Genomic DNA, 18,601 nt, shown 5'->3' on the forward strand with positions numbered 1-18,601 from the left:
GAGGAGTCCGGCAGCGGTCAGGAGAGGATGGAGAGGGCAGGGCCGTTCCCGGCTGTTTCCCCTCGGATCCTTCCGTGATAGTGCCGCCGCTCAGGAACGGTGCCCCCCAGCACACACCCGCCGGGTCTCCGTCGGACCACCTGGGCGGACGACCCAGAGATACGCGACGAACCCGTCTCGGCGAACCGGCTCGAGATCCCTCCCAGGGCCCGCGTTCTCGCGACCGGCGCTGAGATGTCACGTGAGTCCGAGGTGGCCGGTGGACGCAGCGTGGCCACACGCCGGCCGGCGCACGCCTGCGACGCCTCCCCGCCTGGGCGGTCCTGCCGACACCGACCGATTCGGGGCCGCATCACGCCAGGAGGCGGACGAGCCGCCAAGGCCACAGGGGCCGTGAGGGGCCCGGCACAGCTGCCGCGCCTGGAACGAAACGCCGGCAGTGGGCGTTCAAGGAAGACGGTGGGCGCCTTACGGCCGGCTCGGACAGCGGTCCGGTCCGGGGCCCCGTCCCCGGCAGCCGTCCACCATGGTCTGGACCCGCTGCCGCTCCCCCGGCAGCGGCCGAACAACTGCACCACCGGGGCGGACAGACGCTGTGCGCCCTGTGTGATCCAAGTAATTGGGAGACGTTCGTGAGCCGCGATCACCGTTCGCACGACTGCGAACCGGGGGAACTGGTCGGGCGTCAAAAGGACCTGGAGCTGATCGACGACCTTTTCGACCGTCCGGCGGGCGCCCTCGGGGCGCTGCTGCTGTCGGGCGAGCCCGGGGTGGGCAAGACCGCCCTGCTGGACGCGGTCGCCCGGCGCGCTGCGGCGGCCGGTGTCCGCGTCCTGCGGGCGGCGGGCGCGGAATTCGAGACGGGTATGACGTACTCCGCGCTCAACCAGCTGCTTCTCCCTCTCCATGAGGAGATCGAGGCGCTCGACGACCTCTACCGTGAGGCACTGCGGGTGGCGCTGGGGTTCGGCGCAGGTGCAACACCGCAAAGCCTCGTCGTCGCCAATGCCGCACTGGCGTTGCTGCGTCGTGCGGCCGCGGAGCAGCCGTTGTTGCTGGTCGTGGACGACCTTCCCTGGGTCGACCGGGCCAGTGCCGTGGTCCTCGGGCTTGTGGCCCGCCGCCTCACCGGCACCGGTATCACCTTCCTGGCTGCGGCCCGCGGGGGAAGCAGGGGCTTCTTCGACGGCACGGGCCTGCCCACACACGAGGTCCTGCCCCTGGACCGCCGATCCGCGTGCCGACTCGTCGGGCTCCGTCATCCGGGCCTGGTGTGGAGCGTGGTGGACCGGGTCCTCACCGCCGCCCACGGCAATCCGCTCGCGCTGCTGGAGCTGCCCACCGCCTTGACCGGGCCCCAGCGTTCCGCGCTGGAGCGCCTCCCCGAGGTCCTTCCCTTGGGCCGGCGCCTGGAAGCCCTCTTCGCCGGGCGCGTAGCCGGGATGCCGCCCGCCTCGCGCCGTCTGCTCCTGATCGCCGCGCTGGACGGGACCGGTGACCTGGCCGTCCTGCAACGCGCGGGACAGCACCCCTCTGTCCAGGCCACGCTGGTTGACCTGGGCCCCGCTGAACAGGACGACCTGGTCCGGATCGACGACAGCGGCCACCGCCTGGGTTTCCGGCACCCGTTGATCCGCTCGGCGGTCGTCGGAGCCTCCACCACCGCGGAGCGCCGTGCGGCACACTGCACCATCGCCGACGTGCTGCATGACCAGCTCGAACGCCGGGCATGGCATCTGGGCGAAGCGTCCGTGGAGTCCGACGAGGAGGTCGCGGCCCTCCTCGAACGCAGCGCCCACATGGCCGGCACACGCGGTGACTCCTTCGCCGCGATCCGGGCCCTCACGCGGGCCGGGCACCTGAGCCCCGCGGCGCCCGACCGCGCCCGCCGACTCGCCCAGGCAGCCTTCATCAGCGCCGACGCGACCGGCGAACTGGTCAGCGCCTCCCACCTCCTCCAAGACGCCCGGCAAGCCGGCACCGACGACCACGCCTCCCTCTACTCGGCGGCCACCACGGTCCACCTCATGCTCAACGGCACCGGGGACATCGACCCGGCCCACCAAGTGATGGTCAACGCCATCGAGAAGACGCTCCACCGGCGTGGCTCCTACGATCCCGCGCTCGACGAAGCCCTCTACGTGCTGATCCTGCTGTGCCACTTCGGTGGCCGGCAGGAACTGTGGCAGGCCTTCCACAGGATCGTGGCACGCCTTCCCGACGTGCCCGCGGTGATCACGGTGTCCGCGGCGGCGCTCGGCGATCCCGCACGGGTCGGCGTCGCCGCGCTGCGCGAACTGGACGAACTGCTCGCCGGGCTTGCCCATGAGAGCGATCCGACGAAGATCGTCCGCATCGGCACCGCGGGCGTCTACGTGGACAGGCTGTCCCGTGCGCGCGACGCTGCCCGCCGTATCCATGGCCAGGAACAGGGCGCAGGCCTGGCCGTCAAGAAGCTCGGGGTTCTTCCGCTCCTGTGCCAGGACGCGTTCAACACCGGCCGTTGGGACGAGACGATCCGCCTGGCCGACGAAGGACTGCTGCTCAGCGGGCAGGTCGACTACCCGTCCTACACTTGGTACTTCCGGTACGAGAAGGCACTGGTCGCGGCGGCACGCGGTGATGTCGGTTCCGTTGTGGAGACGGCCGACGCGATGACGTCCCAGGCGGCGTCCCGGGGCGTGGGCCACATGATGAGTACTGCCGCGCACCTGCGGGTGCTGGCGGCGCTGGCGGAAGGGGACTTCGAGAGCGCGTTCCGGCACGCGGAGGCCATCAGCCCGGCCGGCTCGCTGGCGCGCTACGTCCCGCACGCGGTCTGGGTGGTGATGGACCTGGTGGAAGCCGCCCTGCGCACCGACCGCCGGGCGGCGGCGACCGCCCATGTGCGGGCCGTTCAGGAAGCCGGGATCGCACACATCTCGCCACGCCTCGCGCTCCTCGTCGGCGGCGCCACGGCCTTGGCGGCCACGGACACCGACGAGGCGACGGCACTGTTCGAGCGGACGCTGTCGCTTCCCGGCATCGACGACTGGCCCTTTGAGCGGGCCCGGGTGACCCTCGCCTACGGCGAACGGTTGTGGCAAGCGAGGAAGACCAAAGCCGCCAGAAAGACGTTGGTGACCGCGCTGCACATCTTCGAAGAGCTCGGCGCGCGTCCATGGGCCGACCGGGCCGTACGCCACCTCAAGGCAGCCGGGTGGGCGACCCGGCACAAGTCGGACCCCGCTGGGCTCACGCCACAGGAATCCGAGGTCGCCCGGCTCGCTGCCTCCGGACTCACCAACAAGCAGATCGCCGAGAAGCTCCACCTCTCCCACCGCACCGTGAGCGGCCACCTCTACCAGGTCTTTCCCAAACTTGGGATCACCACCCGCGCCGCGCTGCGCGACGCCCTGGCCGACCTGGACCGGCCCTGACCACGTCGCGGCGGTTCCGTCCGGCCTGACCCGGCAGCCGCGCCCTCACCCCCCGCCCCAAGCGCCCCCGCCGTCTCGACGACACCGGCCGTAGGGCGCCGGCCCCTCGGGCTGAACGAGAGAACGACAAAGCCCTCGAGGTGGATCCTCGGCACCCGGTTCAGTTGAGATTGCTCCGTCATCCCTTACCTGGGCCGCGTGGTCAAGTCATCTGGCCGATGCACGGGGATGCGTCCTCTTGGCATGCTCCTCTGGCGGCTGCGGCCCGTTCTCCGTTTCCGGCAAAGCAAGCGCCTTGATTCGTAGCGCTTGGCCTGCCGGAAAGCCCCGCTCGGCAGCCTTCTTCGACGGCGACGGTAGCGCAGCCCACCGGGCGGTCCGGTCTTACACGACGTCGTGCCCGGTCGACGAATACCGGCCGCATCCCGTGGCGGGATGTGCTGCCGCGATACAAGGGAAGAGAACATGGCTCCACTCGTCAATGAACCTATGGCCGACACGCGCGACATGTACATGGCCCACGCAGGGCTGCGCCGGGAGTTCCGGCTGCTGCCCGGCCTCATCCGGTCCGTCGCGCCGGGAGACATCCGGCGCGCGGAGGTTGTCGGCGCCCACGCCGCTCTGGTGTGCGCCGTCCTGCACCAGCACCACGAAGGCGAGGACCTGCTGCTGTGGCCCAAGCTCGTGGAGCGCGGGGGCGCGGAGGCGGCGGCCATCGTGCCGACCATGGAGCAGCAGCACCGGGCCATCGAGGACGGACACACGGAGGTCACCGGGCTGCTCGGCGGCTGGCGCTCAACCGGGCAGGGCGGCGAAGCGCTCGCTGACGCGTTCGAGAGGCTGACGGCCGCTCTCGTGGAACACATGGCGCTGGAAGAGGAGCAGATCCTGCCGCTGGTCGAGAAGCATCTCACCGCGAAGGAGTGGCACCAGCTCGCCGAGCACGGCAAGGCGGTCACTCCGAAGAAGGTCATGGCGCTCGTCTTCGGAATGGCGATGTACGAGGGCGACCCCGAGGTCGTCAAGGCCGTCCTCGCGCTGGCCCCCCTGCCCGTTCGGCTGCTCGTCCCGGCCATGGCACGCCGCCAGTATGCGGCCCACGCCAAGCGGGTCCACGGCACTGCCACACCGCCCCGCATCGGCGCCTGAATTCCCCTCTCGGAGGCTGTGGTCTGGGATGCCGGGCGGGGGCCAACTCCGCCCGGCGTGATCAATTCATCTGCGAATGAGGCCGCAGCCGGCGGCTCGCGCACACGCAACAGGGCCGGGCGCCCACGATGACGCCCGGCCCTGCTGACGCTTCCCGACTACTTCTGCGGGAGCAGCACGTCATAGACCTCGTCGATCTCGCCGGAGCTCGTCCATCCCTTGGCGAACGCCACAGCGCCGGTGCCGTAGCCCAGGGCGTCGCCCAGGACCTCCACCACGTCTTCGATCAGCCCTGCGGGCACGCCGACCGCATGACATGGCGCGCTCCACACAGCCTGACCCGCGTTGTCCCGGACAGCGCGCAGGGTGCGACAGTGGCGTCGAAGGAGATGGCGGCCACACTCGGCAGGTGCGGCCGCAGGAGGCTGCCCACGTACGCCGCAGCCAGGACCCGCCATGGATCTGGACCTGCGCAAACTGCGATACTTCGTCGCCGTGGCCGACCAGTTGCACTTCGGCCGCGCCGCCGATGAGCTTCACATCGCACAGCCGGTGCTCAGCCGGCAGATCCGTGCGCTCGCGCAGGACCTCGGCGCCTCGCTCTTTACCAGGGATCGCCACGGCGTAGAGCTGACAGATGCGGGCCGGCAACTGCTGGCCGACGCCGGTCCGCTGCTCGCCTCAACCCACGCGGTCCGCCGCCGGGTGTCCGCGGCCGCCGGCGGCAAGCGGCGGCTGATGGTCGGTTTCCGGGCCGGCGTTGCAGTCACCCCGGCGACCCGTGCGTTCGAGGACCGGCACCCGGACGTGGTCGTGGACGTGCAGCGGATCGAAGGGGACGACCAGGCTGCGATGCTGCTCGACGGCCACATCGACGTCGATTATGTGCGGCTGCCCATCGACGAGGCCGGCCTGCGCGTCACCCCGCTGTACACCGAGCCGCGGGTAGCAGTACTGCCCGCCGGACACCGGTTTGCCGGCAAGGAGCAGGTCACCGAGGCCGACCTGGCCGGCGAACCACTGGTCTGGCACGGTGACCCGAGCACGCAGCCCACCAAGCGCCCGCTCCCCAATGCCGGGTACCTGGTGCGCGGGGTGGACGAGACGCTCGAGCATGTCGCGGCCGGACGGGGCATCTCCTTCCTGGCCCGTTCGGCGTCCGTGTTCTACCCGCATCCGGACGTCGTCTATGTGCCCATCCCGGATCTGGCTCCCGACCAGGTGTGCCTCGCGGTGGCGGCATCGCACAACTCGCCGGTAGTAGAGGACTTCGTCACTGCGGCTCAGTCGGCGGCCGAGGTCACGGCAGAATGCGGGAACTATGAGATGTGGCAGCTTGGAGGCGATGTCGTCTCAAGGCACGCCTGAGTAGTTCGGCTGACCCCCGCTCACCATGCGCTGGAGAGTGAAGTGGCCGCACGGAGTGGTGCCGTTGCGGGTGTCCTCTGAGCCGGCCGTTCTTCGGCCGGCAGTTGCCCGAGGGGCCCGAAGCACCTGAGACCGACTGGACGTACGTGCTGCGGACGCGGCTCAAGTCGGCTGATCGCCGGCGGTCCGCCGTTCGTAGTGTCGGGAGCGGTCCATGGGATCCAGAACCCGACGGAGGGTTACAGCCGGACGTGCTGGCTGCCCGCCTGTTGGCCTTCGTTTCGGGCTGGCGTGGCCCAGATGGGCCACTCGCTGATGATCAGCGTGGATGGTTCAGCTCACTCGGTCCAGAAGTCAACGCCGTGCTGCCCCGCGAGGAGAGCGCCGCGGTGGAGTGGATAAGAGGGGTGGCAAGTCTCCGGCTCGTTGAGGTTGTGAAGATGCGGGTGGCCCGCCAGCGTCGCTGGCGGGCCACCCGCATCTTCACAACCTCCCAGCTGCGTACGAGTTCTTCATGCGCCACCGCGTACGGACTTATGCGATCAGCCGTCTGTTCGAACCGGCGGCCCGTCAGCGCCCTGGGCCGGGATGACGGCCTCGAGCTCCTGAAGCCTTCGGGGTCGCCGTCTCCCCGCCGCTTCTGCTGCGGCCTACAGCAGGCGGGCGGGCAGCGTAAAAGCCAGCAGATCTGGGCGAGGTGCCGGGCGGCTGGTGTCGTATACCAGCGGGTGCAGCCGCGGGACCGGCAGCGCGTCCAGCCCGGCCGGGGGAGTGCCACGTCAACTCGACACTTCCTCCCGTCGCCGGTCATCGCTGGCTGTGGCGGGGATGGCGTTGTCGATGAGGACGGCGGCGATGGCGGCGGCGGTGGGGAAGGCGTCGGCGTTGAGGACCCGGGTGCGGGCCGCGGCGCCGTCGATGAGCAGCGCGAGCTGCTCGCCGAGCTGTTCAGGGTCGGCGGCGCCGGCTTCGCGGGCGGTGTCGGCGAGCCGCGCGGCGACGGCTTTCTTGTAGTCACGTGCGTACTGGGACGCGGGGTGCTGGGGGTCGTTCAGTTCGACGGAGGCGCCGATGTAGGGGCACAGGGGGGTGGTGGGGGGGATGTCGAAGGCGGCGAGGAGTCGCTCGCGGGGTGTGAGGTCAGTGCGGTCGAACACGCCGGACAGAACGGCGGGGTCGAACCGGCGCAGGTACTCGGCGACGAGTTCGTCCTTGCCGGTGAAGTGCTGGTAGGCCGTGCGCTTGGACACCTCAGCCACCGCACAAAGCTGGTCCATGCCGGTGCGGTTGATGCCCTGCTCGCGGAACAGCTGCTGGGACGCGCTGAGGATGCGCTCGCGGGCGCCCCGGCCGCGGCGGCGGCCCGTGGGGCCCTTCTCCAACTCCGTCATAGGCCCATGGTACCCGAACTGGGTAACGGCCGGTGTACATAGTTTGCGTCCCGGCCGCCCGCCCCGTACGGTAAGCACACAGGGCGGTGTACATAACACCGTCATCCCAGGCGCACGGCACCACCGACCCAAAGGGAACGACTATGGGAAAGCTCGACGGCAAGGTCGCGGTCATCACCGGCGGCACCACCGGCATGGCGCTGGCCGGCGCGAAGCTGTTCGTCGACGAGGGAGCGCACGTCTTCATCACCGGCCGCCGCCAGGACGCCCTGGACGAGGCCGTGAAGCAGATCGGCCGCAACGTCACCGGCGTCCAGGGCGACGCCGCCAACCTGGACGACCTGGACCGCCTGTACGACACCGTCAAGCGGGAGAAGGGCAGCCTTGACGTTCTGTGGGCCAGCGCGGGCGGGGGCGAGCCCGCCGCGCTCGGCGAGATCACCGAGGCCCAGTTCGACACCTGGTTCGGGCTCAACGCCCGCGGCACCCTGTTCACCGTTCAGAAGGCCCTTCCGCTCTTCAACGACGGCGGCTCCATCCTCATGACCGGCTCCAACGCCTCCCTCGGCGCCTTCCCCGGCTGGAGCGTCTACGCCGGCAGCAAGGCCGTCCAGCAGGCCTGGGCCCGCATCTGGCTCAACGAGCTCAAGGACCGCCGCATCCGCGTCAATGTCCTGACCCCCGGCCAGGTCGCCACCGCCAAGCAGGAAGAGCTCTTCGACGAGGCCACCAAGCGCCAGTTCGAGTCCCTCATCCCCCGCGGCCAGATGGGCCGCCCCGACGAGATCGCCACCGCCGCCCTCTTCCTCGCCTCCGACGACTCCAGCTACGTCAACGGCATGGAACTCGTCGCCGACGGCGGCACCACCGCCATCTGAACCGAACAACACACAATCAGGGCAGGACATCTCATGAGCAGCATCAGCATCATCGGCACCGGGAACATGGCCCGCACCATCGGCGCGCGGGCGATAGCGGGCGGCAACACCGTCGAGGTCATGGGCCGCAATCAGTCCAAGGCCGCCGACCTGGCCAAGGCTCTCGGCGGCGGCGCCACGACGGGAGAATGGGGGACCGCCCCGGCCGGGGACATCGTCATCGTGGCCCTGCTGTACGACGGTGTCGTGCCGGCCGTCGCCCAGTACGGAGACGCTCTCGCGGGCAAGGTCATCGTCGACATCAGCAACCCCTTCAATTCCACGTTCGACGGGCTAGCCCACCGCGAGGAGACCTCGAACGCGCAGGAAGTCGCCAAGGCCGCCCCGGCCAGCGCCAGTGTGGTGAAGGCGTTCAACACCGTCTTCCGTCATGTCCTGGAGAAGGGGCGGCCCGACGTCTTCCTCGCCGGCGATAACGCGCAGGCCAAGGCAAGTGTGGAGGCGTTCATCGAGAGCCTCGGGCTGCGCCCGCTGGACGTCGGCGGCCTGAAAATGGCGCACTGGCTGGAAGGAGCGGGCGTGGTCACGGTAGGCCTCGCCAACCACGGAGTGGGGAACCTGAACTTCGCCCTCAGCATCACCGAACTTCCCGCCTGAGCAAACGATTGACGGAGCCTTTTCGGAGCGGCTGCCGATCGGGGGACGGAGCCGGCGTGAGGGCGGGTGCGCGAACAGCAGCCGGACCGGTGATCTTGGCGACGGTTCAGGGCCCCCGTGTCCTGTTGCCGCCGGAACTCACCGCCATCGAGGAACAGGCGCCGCCGGCACTCACCGGTCCGGGCGGGATCCCGCGCCGCTGCGCTACGGCCACGCCGTACGGGCCCGGGCCGGCGCTGGCCGATGGCAACGCTTCTTCTGGACCCGCCCCTGGTTCGGGCTGGGCAAGCCCGTTCCCGGTGGGCTTGCCCATGCTGCAGGCTGGCGGGCGTGGCCAGGCTCCGGGGAGCCGCGACCGGCTCCTGGTGCTCCTGGCGGGTTGCTTGGACCGGGGGCTGGAGGGTGGGTTGCACGGTTGCGTGCAGGGGTGCACCGAGGGTGGCACCAAATCAGCCCCGGCGTCGCCGCCCGCAACGAGGCAGCCGCCGCGGCCAGACCCCCTCGCGCTCCCAGGGCAAGGCCTGCTCCCACCACCGGGCCACCACCGCATGCGCAAGCGCGAACACCCTCTCCGGCGGCCGTACGGGGAGCAGATGACGATCGTGGGCAGTGGCGGGGTCCACCTCGCTGATCGGTGTGCAGAGGACGGCGATCAGCTCCACGCCATCGCCCATGGGCACCCGTATCGTGCGTTGCACGGTGAACTCGTGGGGGCCTGGGGCGACTCCTTGGAGCTGCGTGGTCTGCAGCCGCCGGGACAGCAGCCGGCGGATACCGGTCATTGCTCGTCCTTCGATTCAGGCGCGGGGTGGGGGTGGCAGGGCCGGCCGTTGGGCGGTGACGGCGTCACGCAGCTGTTCCAGCGCCGGTAGCGCGGCTGCCAGGGCTCGACGGTCTGCGGCGTGCAGGGTCGCGGCCGCGTCGGCGACCAACGCGGCGCCGGCGCGGTCGAAGCGTTCGAAGGTTCTCGGCCCCGCGCGCTGCGGCCGGCAGCACGCCGCAGCCGTGGATGACGGCGGCCAGCCGTCCGGGGTCGAGGTCGCTCATCGGCCGTCGCTCGGCGGGGTCAGTGACGGGGGCTTGTTGAGCCCGTCCGGTTGGAGACGGCCGCCCGCTTGCAGGAGGCGGCAATGTGCCCCGCCGTCCGAGGCGGGTCCAGGTCGACAGGGACGCGTGCGGTGACCCACCACGGGGTCGGCCGTTCCAGTGGGACCGGCCCTTGTACGCATGGTGGAGCCGCACGGGTTTCATGCCGACCACCAGTGGCCGCAACTGCCGGTGTATCGGGGGCAGCCGCACCGGCTGCTGGTGGAAGCGGTGCACGAGGGGTTGGTTCCCCAAGCGTTCCTCACGGGGCATCAGCTCGCGCACACCACGGTGTCCGGCTGGGCCGCAGCATGTCCGTCGACGCCGGCACCGACGATCACGATCGACATCTGAACTCTCCCCACGTCGGGGACGTAGTTTTGGGACAAAACTACTTGCTGTCAAGGGACTCACGCATTCCGTCGGGAGCTTGCGGGCCACACCTCATGGCGGTGGACGACAAGGCGTTGCATTCCGGCGGCACCAAGATCCAGGCGCCGCGAACCGGCGAGGGTGCAACTGCAGGCTGCTGGTCGTCCACGCCGCCGTCGCACGGCGGGAGCAACTCCCTGACCGTCATTCAAAGTTTCGATGAACTTTCGAAAATTATTCATTGACTGCCGCTTCGGGCGGAGCGCATACTCTCGAGCGATCCGAAACCTCCCCGTGCGGAGACGACTCCGTACGGTCACCCCCGTCCACCTGGCACGTCCACACGAACATGCCTGGAGTTCGGAAAGCACAGGTGGCAGCGATCATCGCGGACGTGTGTGCACGTTCCCGACTCTCGCTGCTGCCACGGCCCGGCCTGCCGCTTGAACACCCAGATCAGCGTACGTGCAGGGCTTTCGACGTCCAACAGACCATTAATTTGCGCAACTTCTCGTAATGTGTCAATGACGACAGATCAGGAAGTCCCCACGATGACGAGGAAGACACGCAGCGCGATGGCTGCCGCGATCGGTTTGGGTATCGCGCTGGCTGCCACTGGTTGCGCCGGCAGCGGCGACACCGGCAGCAAGGGTGGTTCGTCCGGCGGCAAGGTCACTTTGAGCTTCTGGGAGAACGCGCAGCCCGGGCCTGGTGAGGAGTACTGGAAGGCCGCCGTGAAGGAGTACCACTCGCTGCATCCGAACGTCACGATCAAGATCCAGGCGATCCAGAACGAGGACTTCGACGGCAAGTTGCAGACCGCGCTCAACTCGGGCTCCGCGCCGGACATCTTCCTGCAGCGCGGTGGCGGCAAGATGCAGGCCATGGTCGACGCCGGTCAGCTTCAGGAGCTGAACCTCACCGCCACGGACAAGGCGAACGCGGGCGCGGCGGCGGTCGCGGCCAATTCGATCGACGGCAAGGTTTACGCCATGCCGACCGACACGCAGCCCGAGGGCATCTACTACAGCAAGGACCTGTTCGAGAGGGCCGGCATCACCGCGCCTCCGACGACGATGGACGAGCTCGAGGCCGATGTCGCGAAACTGAAGGCGATCAACGTCGCGCCGATCGCGGTCGGTGCCAAGGACGCCTGGCCGGCCGCGCACTGGTACTACAACTTCGCCCTGCGCGAGTGCAGCCAGGACACCATGACGAAGTCCGCCAAGTCGCTGAAGTTCGACGATCCGTGCTGGACCAAGGCCGGCGAGGACCTGGCGTCGTTCCTGAAGGTCAGCCCCTTCCAGAAGGGCTTCCTGACGACCTCGTCGCAGCAGGGCGCGGGGTCGTCGGCGGGCATGGTCGCGAACCACAAGGCGGCCATGGAGCTGATGGGCACCTGGGAGCCTGGTGTGTACGCCAGCCTGACCGCGGACAAGAAGCCGCTGCCCGACCTGGGCTGGTTCCCCTTCCCTGCCGTGGCCGGTGGCCAGGGCGATCCGACCGCCCTCATGGGCGGCGGCGGCGGATACTCACTGTCCAAGAACGCACCGAAGGAGGCCCTTGGCTTCCTCCAGTTCGTTGTGACCAAGGACCAGCAGAGGGCCTACGCCAAGGCCTTCTACGCGATCCCGGTGAACAAGGACGCCCAGGAGGTCGTCACCGACCCCTACAACATCTCAGCACTGCAGGCCTTCAACAAGGCCGCTTACTCCATGCAGTTCCTTGACACCGTGTACGGCCAGAACGTCGGCAACGCCATGAACACCGCCGTCGTGAATCTGCTGGCCGGCAAGGGCACCGCCGCCGACATCGTCAAGGACACCAACGCTGCCGCCGCGAAGGGCTGAGTAAGCACACGATGAGCAAGACCCTGGGTACTGACACGGCCACCGGCCGCCAGTCGCAGGGCACGCCCGGAGTCGGGGACGCGGCCAGGTCCGGGTCCCCGACTCCGCTGCGAGCGGCCGCGCGCCGCCGCGGGCGTGCCAGGATGCGACTCGAGATCGCGGTCCTGTCCGGGCCGGCGATCATCATGTTCCTGACGTTCGTGATCTTCCCGGTGGCGCTCGCCGCGTTCTACGGCTTCTACCGGTGGAAGGGCTACGGGGCGCCCACCGACTGGGTCGGCCTGAACAACTACAAGCTGATCCTCACCGACCCCGCGTTCCAGCAGGTTCTGTGGCACACCTTGCTGATTCTAGTGCTCTCGCTGGTCATCCAGGCACCGGTGGCGATCGTCCTCGCGCTCCTGCTCAACCAGAAGATCCGTGGCCGCTCGGCCATCCGCGTCCTGATCTTCGTGCCCTACGTCGTCTCCGAGGTCATCGTCGGCGCCGGCTGGAGTCTGATGCTCCAGACCAACGGCGCCCTCAACGACCTCCTGCAGCACATCGGCCTGGGCTCCCTGCAGTCCGACTGGCTCTCCGACCCGAAGCTGGCCATCTGGACGCTGATGGGCATCATCTCGTGGAAGTACATCGGCTTCGCGGTCATCCTCATGCTCGCCGGCCTGCAGTCGATACCCGATGAGCTCTTCGAGGCCGCCCAGATCGACGGCGCCTCCTACTGGCAGATCCAGCGCCGCATCACACTGCCGCTGATGGGGCCGACGATCCGCATCTGGGCGTTCTTGTCGATCATCGGCTCGCTGCAGCTGTTCGATCTCGTCTACATCATCTGGGGCCCCTACATCTCGAGCACCGCGGGCACCTCCACCATGGCGATCTACATGGTCGCCCAGGGCCGCAACGCGGGCAACTTCGGCTACGGCAGCGCCATCGCGGTCGTGATGTTCCTGATCTCGCTCATCGTCGCGCTGGTCTACCAGCGCTTCGTCCTGCGCCGCGACCTCAAGGGCGCCGTCACTGAAGGAGCCGCCCGATGAGCGCGACAACCGCCAACTCCTGGCTCTCCTCCGACGCGGACCCGAACACGCCCATGGGTCGTCGCGACAAGCGTGACAAGCTGCAAAAGTGGGGGAATCCCTTCACTTACTTCGTCGCGCTGCTCTTCATCGCGGTTTGCATCGCACCGGTGCTCTACATCGTGCTCGGCGGATTCCGCACCAACTCCCAGTTCACGACAAGCCCGGCCGCCCTGCCGCACCCCTGGGTGCTCACCAACTACGCCGACGTCCTGACGTCGAGGAGGTTCTGGGGCGAATTCGCCAATTCCGTCATCGTCGCGCTCGTGAGTACCGTCGGCATCGTGGTCCTCGGCCTGATGGTGAGCTTCGTGATAGCGCGCTACGACTTCAAGCTCAAGGGCGCGATGTATTCCCTGTTCGCCGCCGGCCTGATGTTCCCGATGGTCATCGCGATCACCCCGCTGTACATCGTCATCAAGAACATCGGCCTCGTCGACAACCTGTTCGGCATCATTGTCCCGCAGATCGCCTTCGGCCTGCCGACGACCGTCATTATCCTGGTGCCGTTCCTGCGAGCCATTCCCCACGAGATCGAGGAGGCCGCCGCGATCGACGGTGCGAGCCGACTAGGATTCTTCTTCCGCATGGTGATCCCGCTGTCGCTGCCCGGTGTGGTGACGGTCGGCATCCTCGCGTTCATCGGCAGCTGGAACAACTACGTCCTGCCGCTGTACGTCCTCAACTCGGACGCGAACTACACCCTTCCGCTCGGCGTCCAGGCGTTCTCCTCGCAGTACTCCCAGGACACTGCGAAGGTCCTCGCGTTCACCTCACTCGCCATGCTGCCCGCACTCGTCTTCTTCTCGATCTTCGAAAAGCGGATCGTCGGCGGACTCACCGGTGCCGTGAAGGGCTGAAACCGGCGCCAGGACCGCACCGGACCGTTTCACGCCTGCCCCTGCCGTGCCGCGGCAGGGGCAGGCCGCTGACCGGAGGCATCGCTCAGGCCGCGGCACGTCCGCGCCATCCCTTGGAAAGGACCATCGCATTGCCCCGCGCCCATATAGAGCTCGACAAGCAGGCCGTCATCGCTCCTGTCCGACGCCGCACCTTCGGCTCGTTCGTCGAGCACCTCGGCCGTTGCGTGTACACGGGGCTCTACGAGCCGGGACACCCGAGCGCGAACGACGACGGGTTCCGCATGGACGTCGTCGAACTCGTCAAGGAGCTCGGCAGCACGACCGTCCGCTACCCGGGCGGCAACTTCGTCTCCGGCTTCCGCTGGGAGGACTCGGTGGGCCCCCGCGAGAAGCGCCCGGTGCGCCGCGACCTCGCCTGGCACTCGCTCGAATCGAACCAGGTCGGCCTCGACGAGTTCGCCAAGTGGCTCAAGCTCACCGACTCCGAGCTGATGCTGGCGGTCAACGTCGCCACGCGAGGCATCCTGTCCGCCCTGGACCTGCTCGAATACGCCAACCACCCGTCGGGCACGGCGCTGTCCGACTTGCGCATCGCCAACGGCACACCGGACCCGCACAACGTGCGCATGTGGTGCCTCGGCAACGAAATGGACGGCCCGTGGCAGACCGGCTTCATGACGGCGGACGACTACGGCAAGACCGCCGCCCGCACCGCCGCCGCGATGAAGATGGCCGACAAGGACCTCGAACTCGTCGTCTGCGGCTCCTCCGGGTCCGGCATGCCGACGTTCGGCGACTGGGAGCGCACGGTGCTCGAGCACGCTTACGACCATGTCGACTACGTCTCGTGCCACGCGTACTACCAGGAGCACGACGGCGACCTCGGCTCCTTCCTCGCCTCGGCGATGGACATGGACTACTTCATCGACACCGTCGTCGCGACCGCCGACCACGTGGGGAACAAGAGACGCTCGAACAAGAAGATCAACATCTCCTTCGACGAGTGGAACATCTGGTACCTCAAGGAGCACCAGGAGTCCCAGGAGCTCAACCACGAGTGGCGCCACGCCCCTCGGCAACTCGAGGACGTGTACACGGTGGCGGATGCCGTAGTCGTCGGCAACCTCCTGATGACGCTCCTCAAGCGCAGCGACCGCGTCACCTCGGCATCGCTCGCGCAGCTCGTCAACGTGATCGCGCCGATCATGACCGAGCCCGGCGGCCCGGCCTGGCGGCAGACGATCTTCTACCCGTTCTCGATCACGAGTCGAATCGCTTCCGGCGAGGTGATCCGGCCCGTGGTCGAGGCGCCGGCGTACACAACGGCACGCCACGGCGAGGCATCCGTCATCGACGCCGTCGCAACCGTCGACGAGGACCGGGCCGCGGTCTTCCTCGTCAACCGCGACCTGCAAGAGGCCGCGCAGGTCACGGTCGATGTGCGCAGCCTCGGCTCATCGCAGATCGGCGAGGCGGTCACGGTCGCCGACTCCGACGTGTACGCGAAGAACACACTCGCCGAGCAGCACCGGGTGACCCCGTCCGCGAACAAGAGCGCGACACTCGCCGACGGCGTGCTCACGATCGAGCTGCCGCCGGTGTCGTGGACGGCGATCGCCCTTCGCTGAGCGACGACATGAAGCAGATCTGGCGCCGTGCTCGGCCTGAACTCGCGACGGTGCTCGACGATGTGAAGGGACCACATTCTGTGCGTACGTACGACAACCCCGTGATCAGGGGGTTCCACCCCGATCCGAGCGTGTGCCGGGTCGGCGACGACTACTACCTGGTGTGCTCCAGCTTCGAGTACTTCCCCGGGCTGCCGATCTTCCACAGCAAGGACCTCGTGCACTGGGAACAGATCGGCAATGTGCTCGACCGGCCCGAGCAACTGCCGCTGCCTCTCCCTGGCGCCAAGGCGTCCGGCGGCCTCTACGCCCCCACGATCCGCCATCACGACGGCCGTTACTGGGTCATCAACACCAATGTCGACGGCGGCGGCACCTTCGTCGTCTCGGCCGAGCGGCCCGAGGGGCCGTGGAGCGACCCGGTGTGGATCGACCTGCACGGGATCGACCCCGACCTGGCGTGGGAGGAGGACGGCACCTGCTGGTGCGCTTTCTCGGGGCCCGCAGGCGGCATCAACATGGCCAGGATCGACCCGGTCAAGGGGGAGGTGCTGGAGGGGCCGTTCGCCACGTGGTCGGGCAGCGGCCTCAAGTACCCCGAGGCGCCGCACCTCTACCGCATCGGCGACTGGTGGTACCTGCTGATCGCGGAAGGCGGCACCGAACGCGGCCACAGTGTGTCCATCGCCCGCGGCCGCTCGCCGCGCGGCCCCTGGGAAGGCGCACCCGCCAACCCCCTGCTGTCCCACAGCGGTACCGCCCGCTCCATCCAGAACACCGGCCACGCCGATCTGGTGCAGGCTCCCGACGGCAGTTGGTGGATGGTGCTGCTCGGCGTCCGGCCCCGCGGCTTCACGCCCGACGTGCACGTGCTCGGCCGCGAGACGTTCCTGACCCCCGTGGAGTGGGACGAGGACGGCTGGCCCGTTGTCGCGCCCGTTCCGGAGAGCCACGCGGCCCCGGGCGGTGCCTGGCACCCCGTTCCGGCCCTGCCCGCCCGCGACGACTTCGACGAGTCCGCTCTCGCGCCGTACTGGGTCTCGCCGTTCACCCGCCCGGAGGGCTCCTGGTCGCTCAACGAGCGCCCTGGCTGGCTGACCCTCAGTGCCACCGGCGCCACCCTCGACCGCCCTGGGTACACCTTCGTCGGGCGCCGCCAGCAGCACCACGACTGCCGCGTCACCGCTGTGATCGACCCGGGTACGGGACGCGGCGGCCTCAGCGTGCGCCTGGACGAGGCCCACCACTACGCACTGGAGGTCGGGAACGGAGAGGCCGGCGTCGTCGCCCGGATCGGCCCGCTGCGCCAGACCGTGGCCCGCCGACCGGTCCCGTCCGGGCCGCTGACCCTTACCGTCGTGATCCGGACGTCCGGCCTTGTGCCCGCGTCGCCCGAACTCACCGACGGCGGGACCACCGGCCCTGACACCATCGCCTTCTGGCTCGGCGATCCCGACGCCGCGGACGCCCAGCCACTCGTCGAACTGGACGGGCGCTACCTGTCCACCGAGGTCGCCTGCGGCTTCACCGGTCGCGTCATCGGCATGTACGCCACCGAGGGCGTGGTTGCCTTCGACTGGTTCGAATACGCCCTGGTCCACGTGCCCTCCGCTTGACGCTCGGCGTTCGGTCGCGTGCGGTACCCGCGTCCGTGTGGGTGCGGCACGCGGCATGCCGCGAGACCGCGCCGTCAAACCGCCTCGAAGCCCTTGTCCACGACCGCTCAAGTGCCCGCCATTGCCGACCCGCCGTCCTGGACGGCCTCCCCCCTGGATAGCCTGTCCTCATGTCCCCCCGACCCGTCGGATCGCGCCCGACATTGTCATTGGTCGCCGAGACCGCTGGCACGAGCGTGCCCACCGTGTCCAAGGTGCTGCGAGGCGGAACCGACGTCTCGGCCGAGACGCGCGCGAGGGTCATGGAAGCCGTGCGAGCCGTCGGCTACACCCGCCGGGGCGGAGCCAAGATCGAAAGCGTGCGGGACGAGAGCGGCTTGTCCAACGTGCTCACACTCGTGGTCACCCACTTCGAGGGGTCGTGGGCGAATCTGGTGATAGCCGGGGTGGGGCGCGAGGCGGCAACAGCGGGACTGGATGTCGTGCTGACGCTCGCCGAGCCGCACAGCGACTGGGTGTCGCGGGTCTTGAGAAGGCGCAGCGTCGGCACCATCGGGACGCTGGTCGATCCCAACTCTCGGCAGTTCAACGCGCTCTTTGCCGCAGGCGTCCCCGTGGTCCTGATCGACCCGATGAGTACGCCGCCATCGGGGGTGGCAAGCATCGGCGTGGCGAACTGGGACGGCGGCCGCATGGCCGCCGAGCACCTCCTGTCTCTGGGCCACGAGCGAATGGGGGTTGTTGCCGGCCACGCCCGTCATCTCTTCAGCCGAGCGCGCGTCGACGGTTTCCGTGCGGCAGCCGACACAGCACCCGGCGGTGCCACGGTGTCCGTGGCCTACGGCGGATGGAATCGTGTCAAGGCCGTGGCCGCCACCCACACCCTGCTCGACAGGCACCCGGGGATCACGGGAATCTTCGCCTGCTCGGACCCCATGGCGCTCGGCATCTACGACGCACTGAATGCTCGAGGCCTGCGCATTCCCGAGGATGTCAGTGTCATCGGCTTCGACGACCTGCCCGAGGCATACTGCGTCAGCCCCGGGCTGACGACCATCAGGCAGCCCAGCACCGAATTGGGTGCCGCAGCGGTCAAGCTCCTGATCGAGCTTTCCCGGAGCGTAGACGGCGGCATCCGACGCCCCGCACGCATGGAGTTGGCCACCGAGCTGGTCCTGCGCGCCTCCACCGGGCCCGCCTCGGTAACCGCAACGCCACGCCGATGACGCCGGCGGGCCTGTGCCGGCC

Annotated in this window: 16 protein-coding genes; 13 read left to right on the plus strand and 3 right to left on the minus strand. The window is 68.9% G+C overall.

What is annotated here, in order from left to right; genetic code table 11:
* Positions 1-632: 632 nt before the first annotated feature.
* Complete coding sequence (locus PV410_RS29220; RefSeq protein WP_500328754.1) at positions 633-3,419, plus strand: AAA family ATPase; 2,787 nt, start codon at positions 633-635, stop codon at positions 3,417-3,419.
* Between the two features lie 489 nt (positions 3,420-3,908).
* The gene (locus tag PV410_RS29225; RefSeq protein ID WP_500328755.1) at positions 3,909-4,568 is read left to right on the plus strand and encodes a hemerythrin domain-containing protein; all 660 of its coding nucleotides are present in this window, start codon (positions 3,909-3,911) and stop codon (positions 4,566-4,568) included.
* A 158-nt stretch (positions 4,569-4,726) separates the two neighbouring features.
* Here PV410_RS29225 and PV410_RS29230 read toward each other — a convergent pair whose 3' ends face one another.
* Complete coding sequence (locus PV410_RS29230; protein ID WP_500328756.1) at positions 4,727-4,870, minus strand: hypothetical protein; 144 nt, start codon at positions 4,868-4,870, stop codon at positions 4,727-4,729.
* A gap of 154 nt (positions 4,871-5,024) precedes the next feature.
* Between PV410_RS29230 and PV410_RS29235 the strand changes: the two genes are divergently transcribed.
* Positions 5,025-5,936 (plus strand): LysR family transcriptional regulator, encoded by a 912-nt coding sequence (locus PV410_RS29235; protein WP_500328757.1) that lies wholly within the window; start codon positions 5,025-5,027, stop codon positions 5,934-5,936.
* Positions 5,937-6,715: 779 nt separating this feature from the next.
* Here PV410_RS29235 and PV410_RS29240 read toward each other — a convergent pair.
* A complete protein-coding gene (locus PV410_RS29240) occupies positions 6,716-7,327 on the minus strand; it encodes a TetR/AcrR family transcriptional regulator (protein WP_500328758.1) in 612 nt (203 codons plus the stop codon).
* Between the two features lie 143 nt (positions 7,328-7,470).
* On the opposite strand from PV410_RS29240, the gene PV410_RS29245 reads away from it, so the two are divergent.
* Entirely contained in the window at positions 7,471-8,205 is a 735-nt protein-coding gene (locus PV410_RS29245; protein WP_500328759.1) for an SDR family NAD(P)-dependent oxidoreductase, read from the plus strand.
* Between the two features lie 33 nt (positions 8,206-8,238).
* Complete coding sequence (locus PV410_RS29250; RefSeq protein WP_500328760.1) at positions 8,239-8,862, plus strand: NADPH-dependent F420 reductase; 624 nt, start codon at positions 8,239-8,241, stop codon at positions 8,860-8,862.
* Between the two features lie 449 nt (positions 8,863-9,311).
* On the opposite strand, the gene PV410_RS29255 is transcribed toward PV410_RS29250, so the two are convergent.
* Positions 9,312-9,644, minus strand: a complete 333-nt coding sequence (locus tag PV410_RS29255) for a hypothetical protein (RefSeq protein WP_500328761.1) — start codon at positions 9,642-9,644, stop codon at positions 9,312-9,314.
* A 445-nt stretch (positions 9,645-10,089) separates the two neighbouring features.
* Here PV410_RS29255 and PV410_RS29260 point away from each other — a divergent pair, with 445 nt between their 5' ends.
* The 8 genes from PV410_RS29260 (at position 10,090) to PV410_RS29295 (ending at position 18,579) form a co-directional block, all read left to right on the plus strand.
* Positions 10,090-10,302: a hypothetical protein gene (locus PV410_RS29260; protein ID WP_500328762.1), complete on the plus strand. Its 213-nt coding sequence runs from the start codon at positions 10,090-10,092 to the stop codon at positions 10,300-10,302.
* Between the two features lie 98 nt (positions 10,303-10,400).
* The gene (locus tag PV410_RS29265) at positions 10,401-10,565 is read left to right on the plus strand and encodes a hypothetical protein (RefSeq protein ID WP_500328763.1); all 165 of its coding nucleotides are present in this window, start codon (positions 10,401-10,403) and stop codon (positions 10,563-10,565) included.
* Positions 10,566-10,844: 279 nt separating this feature from the next.
* Entirely contained in the window at positions 10,845-12,170 is a 1,326-nt protein-coding gene (locus PV410_RS29270; RefSeq protein ID WP_500328764.1) for an ABC transporter substrate-binding protein, read from the plus strand.
* Between the two features lie 143 nt (positions 12,171-12,313).
* Positions 12,314-13,207 (plus strand): carbohydrate ABC transporter permease, encoded by an 894-nt coding sequence (locus PV410_RS29275; protein WP_500328765.1) that lies wholly within the window; start codon positions 12,314-12,316, stop codon positions 13,205-13,207.
* Positions 13,204-14,106: a carbohydrate ABC transporter permease gene (locus PV410_RS29280; protein WP_500328766.1), complete on the plus strand. Its 903-nt coding sequence runs from the start codon at positions 13,204-13,206 to the stop codon at positions 14,104-14,106. Before PV410_RS29275 ends, PV410_RS29280 begins: the two co-directional genes overlap by 4 nt.
* A 131-nt stretch (positions 14,107-14,237) precedes the next feature.
* Entirely contained in the window at positions 14,238-15,737 is a 1,500-nt protein-coding gene (arfA, locus tag PV410_RS29285) for an arabinosylfuranosidase ArfA (RefSeq protein WP_500328767.1), read from the plus strand.
* Positions 15,738-15,817: 80 nt separating this feature from the next.
* Positions 15,818-17,353, plus strand: a complete 1,536-nt coding sequence (locus PV410_RS29290; RefSeq protein ID WP_500328768.1) for a glycoside hydrolase family 43 protein — start codon at positions 15,818-15,820, stop codon at positions 17,351-17,353.
* A gap of 170 nt (positions 17,354-17,523) precedes the next feature.
* Complete coding sequence (locus PV410_RS29295; RefSeq protein ID WP_500328769.1) at positions 17,524-18,579, plus strand: LacI family DNA-binding transcriptional regulator; 1,056 nt, start codon at positions 17,524-17,526, stop codon at positions 18,577-18,579.
* Positions 18,580-18,601: the final 22 nt, after the last annotated feature.

The sequence above is a fragment of the Streptomyces sp. PA03-5A genome, from assembly GCF_033792725.1.
GTDB lineage: Bacteria > Actinomycetota > Actinomycetes > Streptomycetales > Streptomycetaceae > Actinacidiphila.

Coding starts and splice junctions, on each gene's coding strand:
- PV410_RS29235 (WP_500328757.1), top strand. CDS start 5,025: ATGGATCTGGACCTGCGCAAACTGCGATACTTCGTCGCCGTGGCCGAC.
- PV410_RS29255 (WP_500328761.1), bottom strand. CDS start 9,644: ATGACCGGTATCCGCCGGCTGCTGTCCCGGCGGCTGCAGACCACGCAG.
- PV410_RS29275 (WP_500328765.1), top strand. CDS start 12,314: ATGCGACTCGAGATCGCGGTCCTGTCCGGGCCGGCGATCATCATGTTC.
- PV410_RS29225 (WP_500328755.1), top strand. CDS start 3,909: ATGGCCGACACGCGCGACATGTACATGGCCCACGCAGGGCTGCGCCGG.
- PV410_RS29270 (WP_500328764.1), top strand. CDS start 10,845: ATGACGACAGATCAGGAAGTCCCCACGATGACGAGGAAGACACGCAGC.
- PV410_RS29245 (WP_500328759.1), top strand. CDS start 7,471: ATGGGAAAGCTCGACGGCAAGGTCGCGGTCATCACCGGCGGCACCACC.
- PV410_RS29280 (WP_500328766.1), top strand. CDS start 13,204: ATGAGCGCGACAACCGCCAACTCCTGGCTCTCCTCCGACGCGGACCCG.
- PV410_RS29250 (WP_500328760.1), top strand. CDS start 8,239: ATGAGCAGCATCAGCATCATCGGCACCGGGAACATGGCCCGCACCATC.
- PV410_RS29240 (WP_500328758.1), bottom strand. CDS start 7,327: ATGACGGAGTTGGAGAAGGGCCCCACGGGCCGCCGCCGCGGCCGGGGC.
- PV410_RS29295 (WP_500328769.1), top strand. CDS start 17,524: ATGTCCCCCCGACCCGTCGGATCGCGCCCGACATTGTCATTGGTCGCC.
- PV410_RS29260 (WP_500328762.1), top strand. CDS start 10,090: ATGGTGGAGCCGCACGGGTTTCATGCCGACCACCAGTGGCCGCAACTG.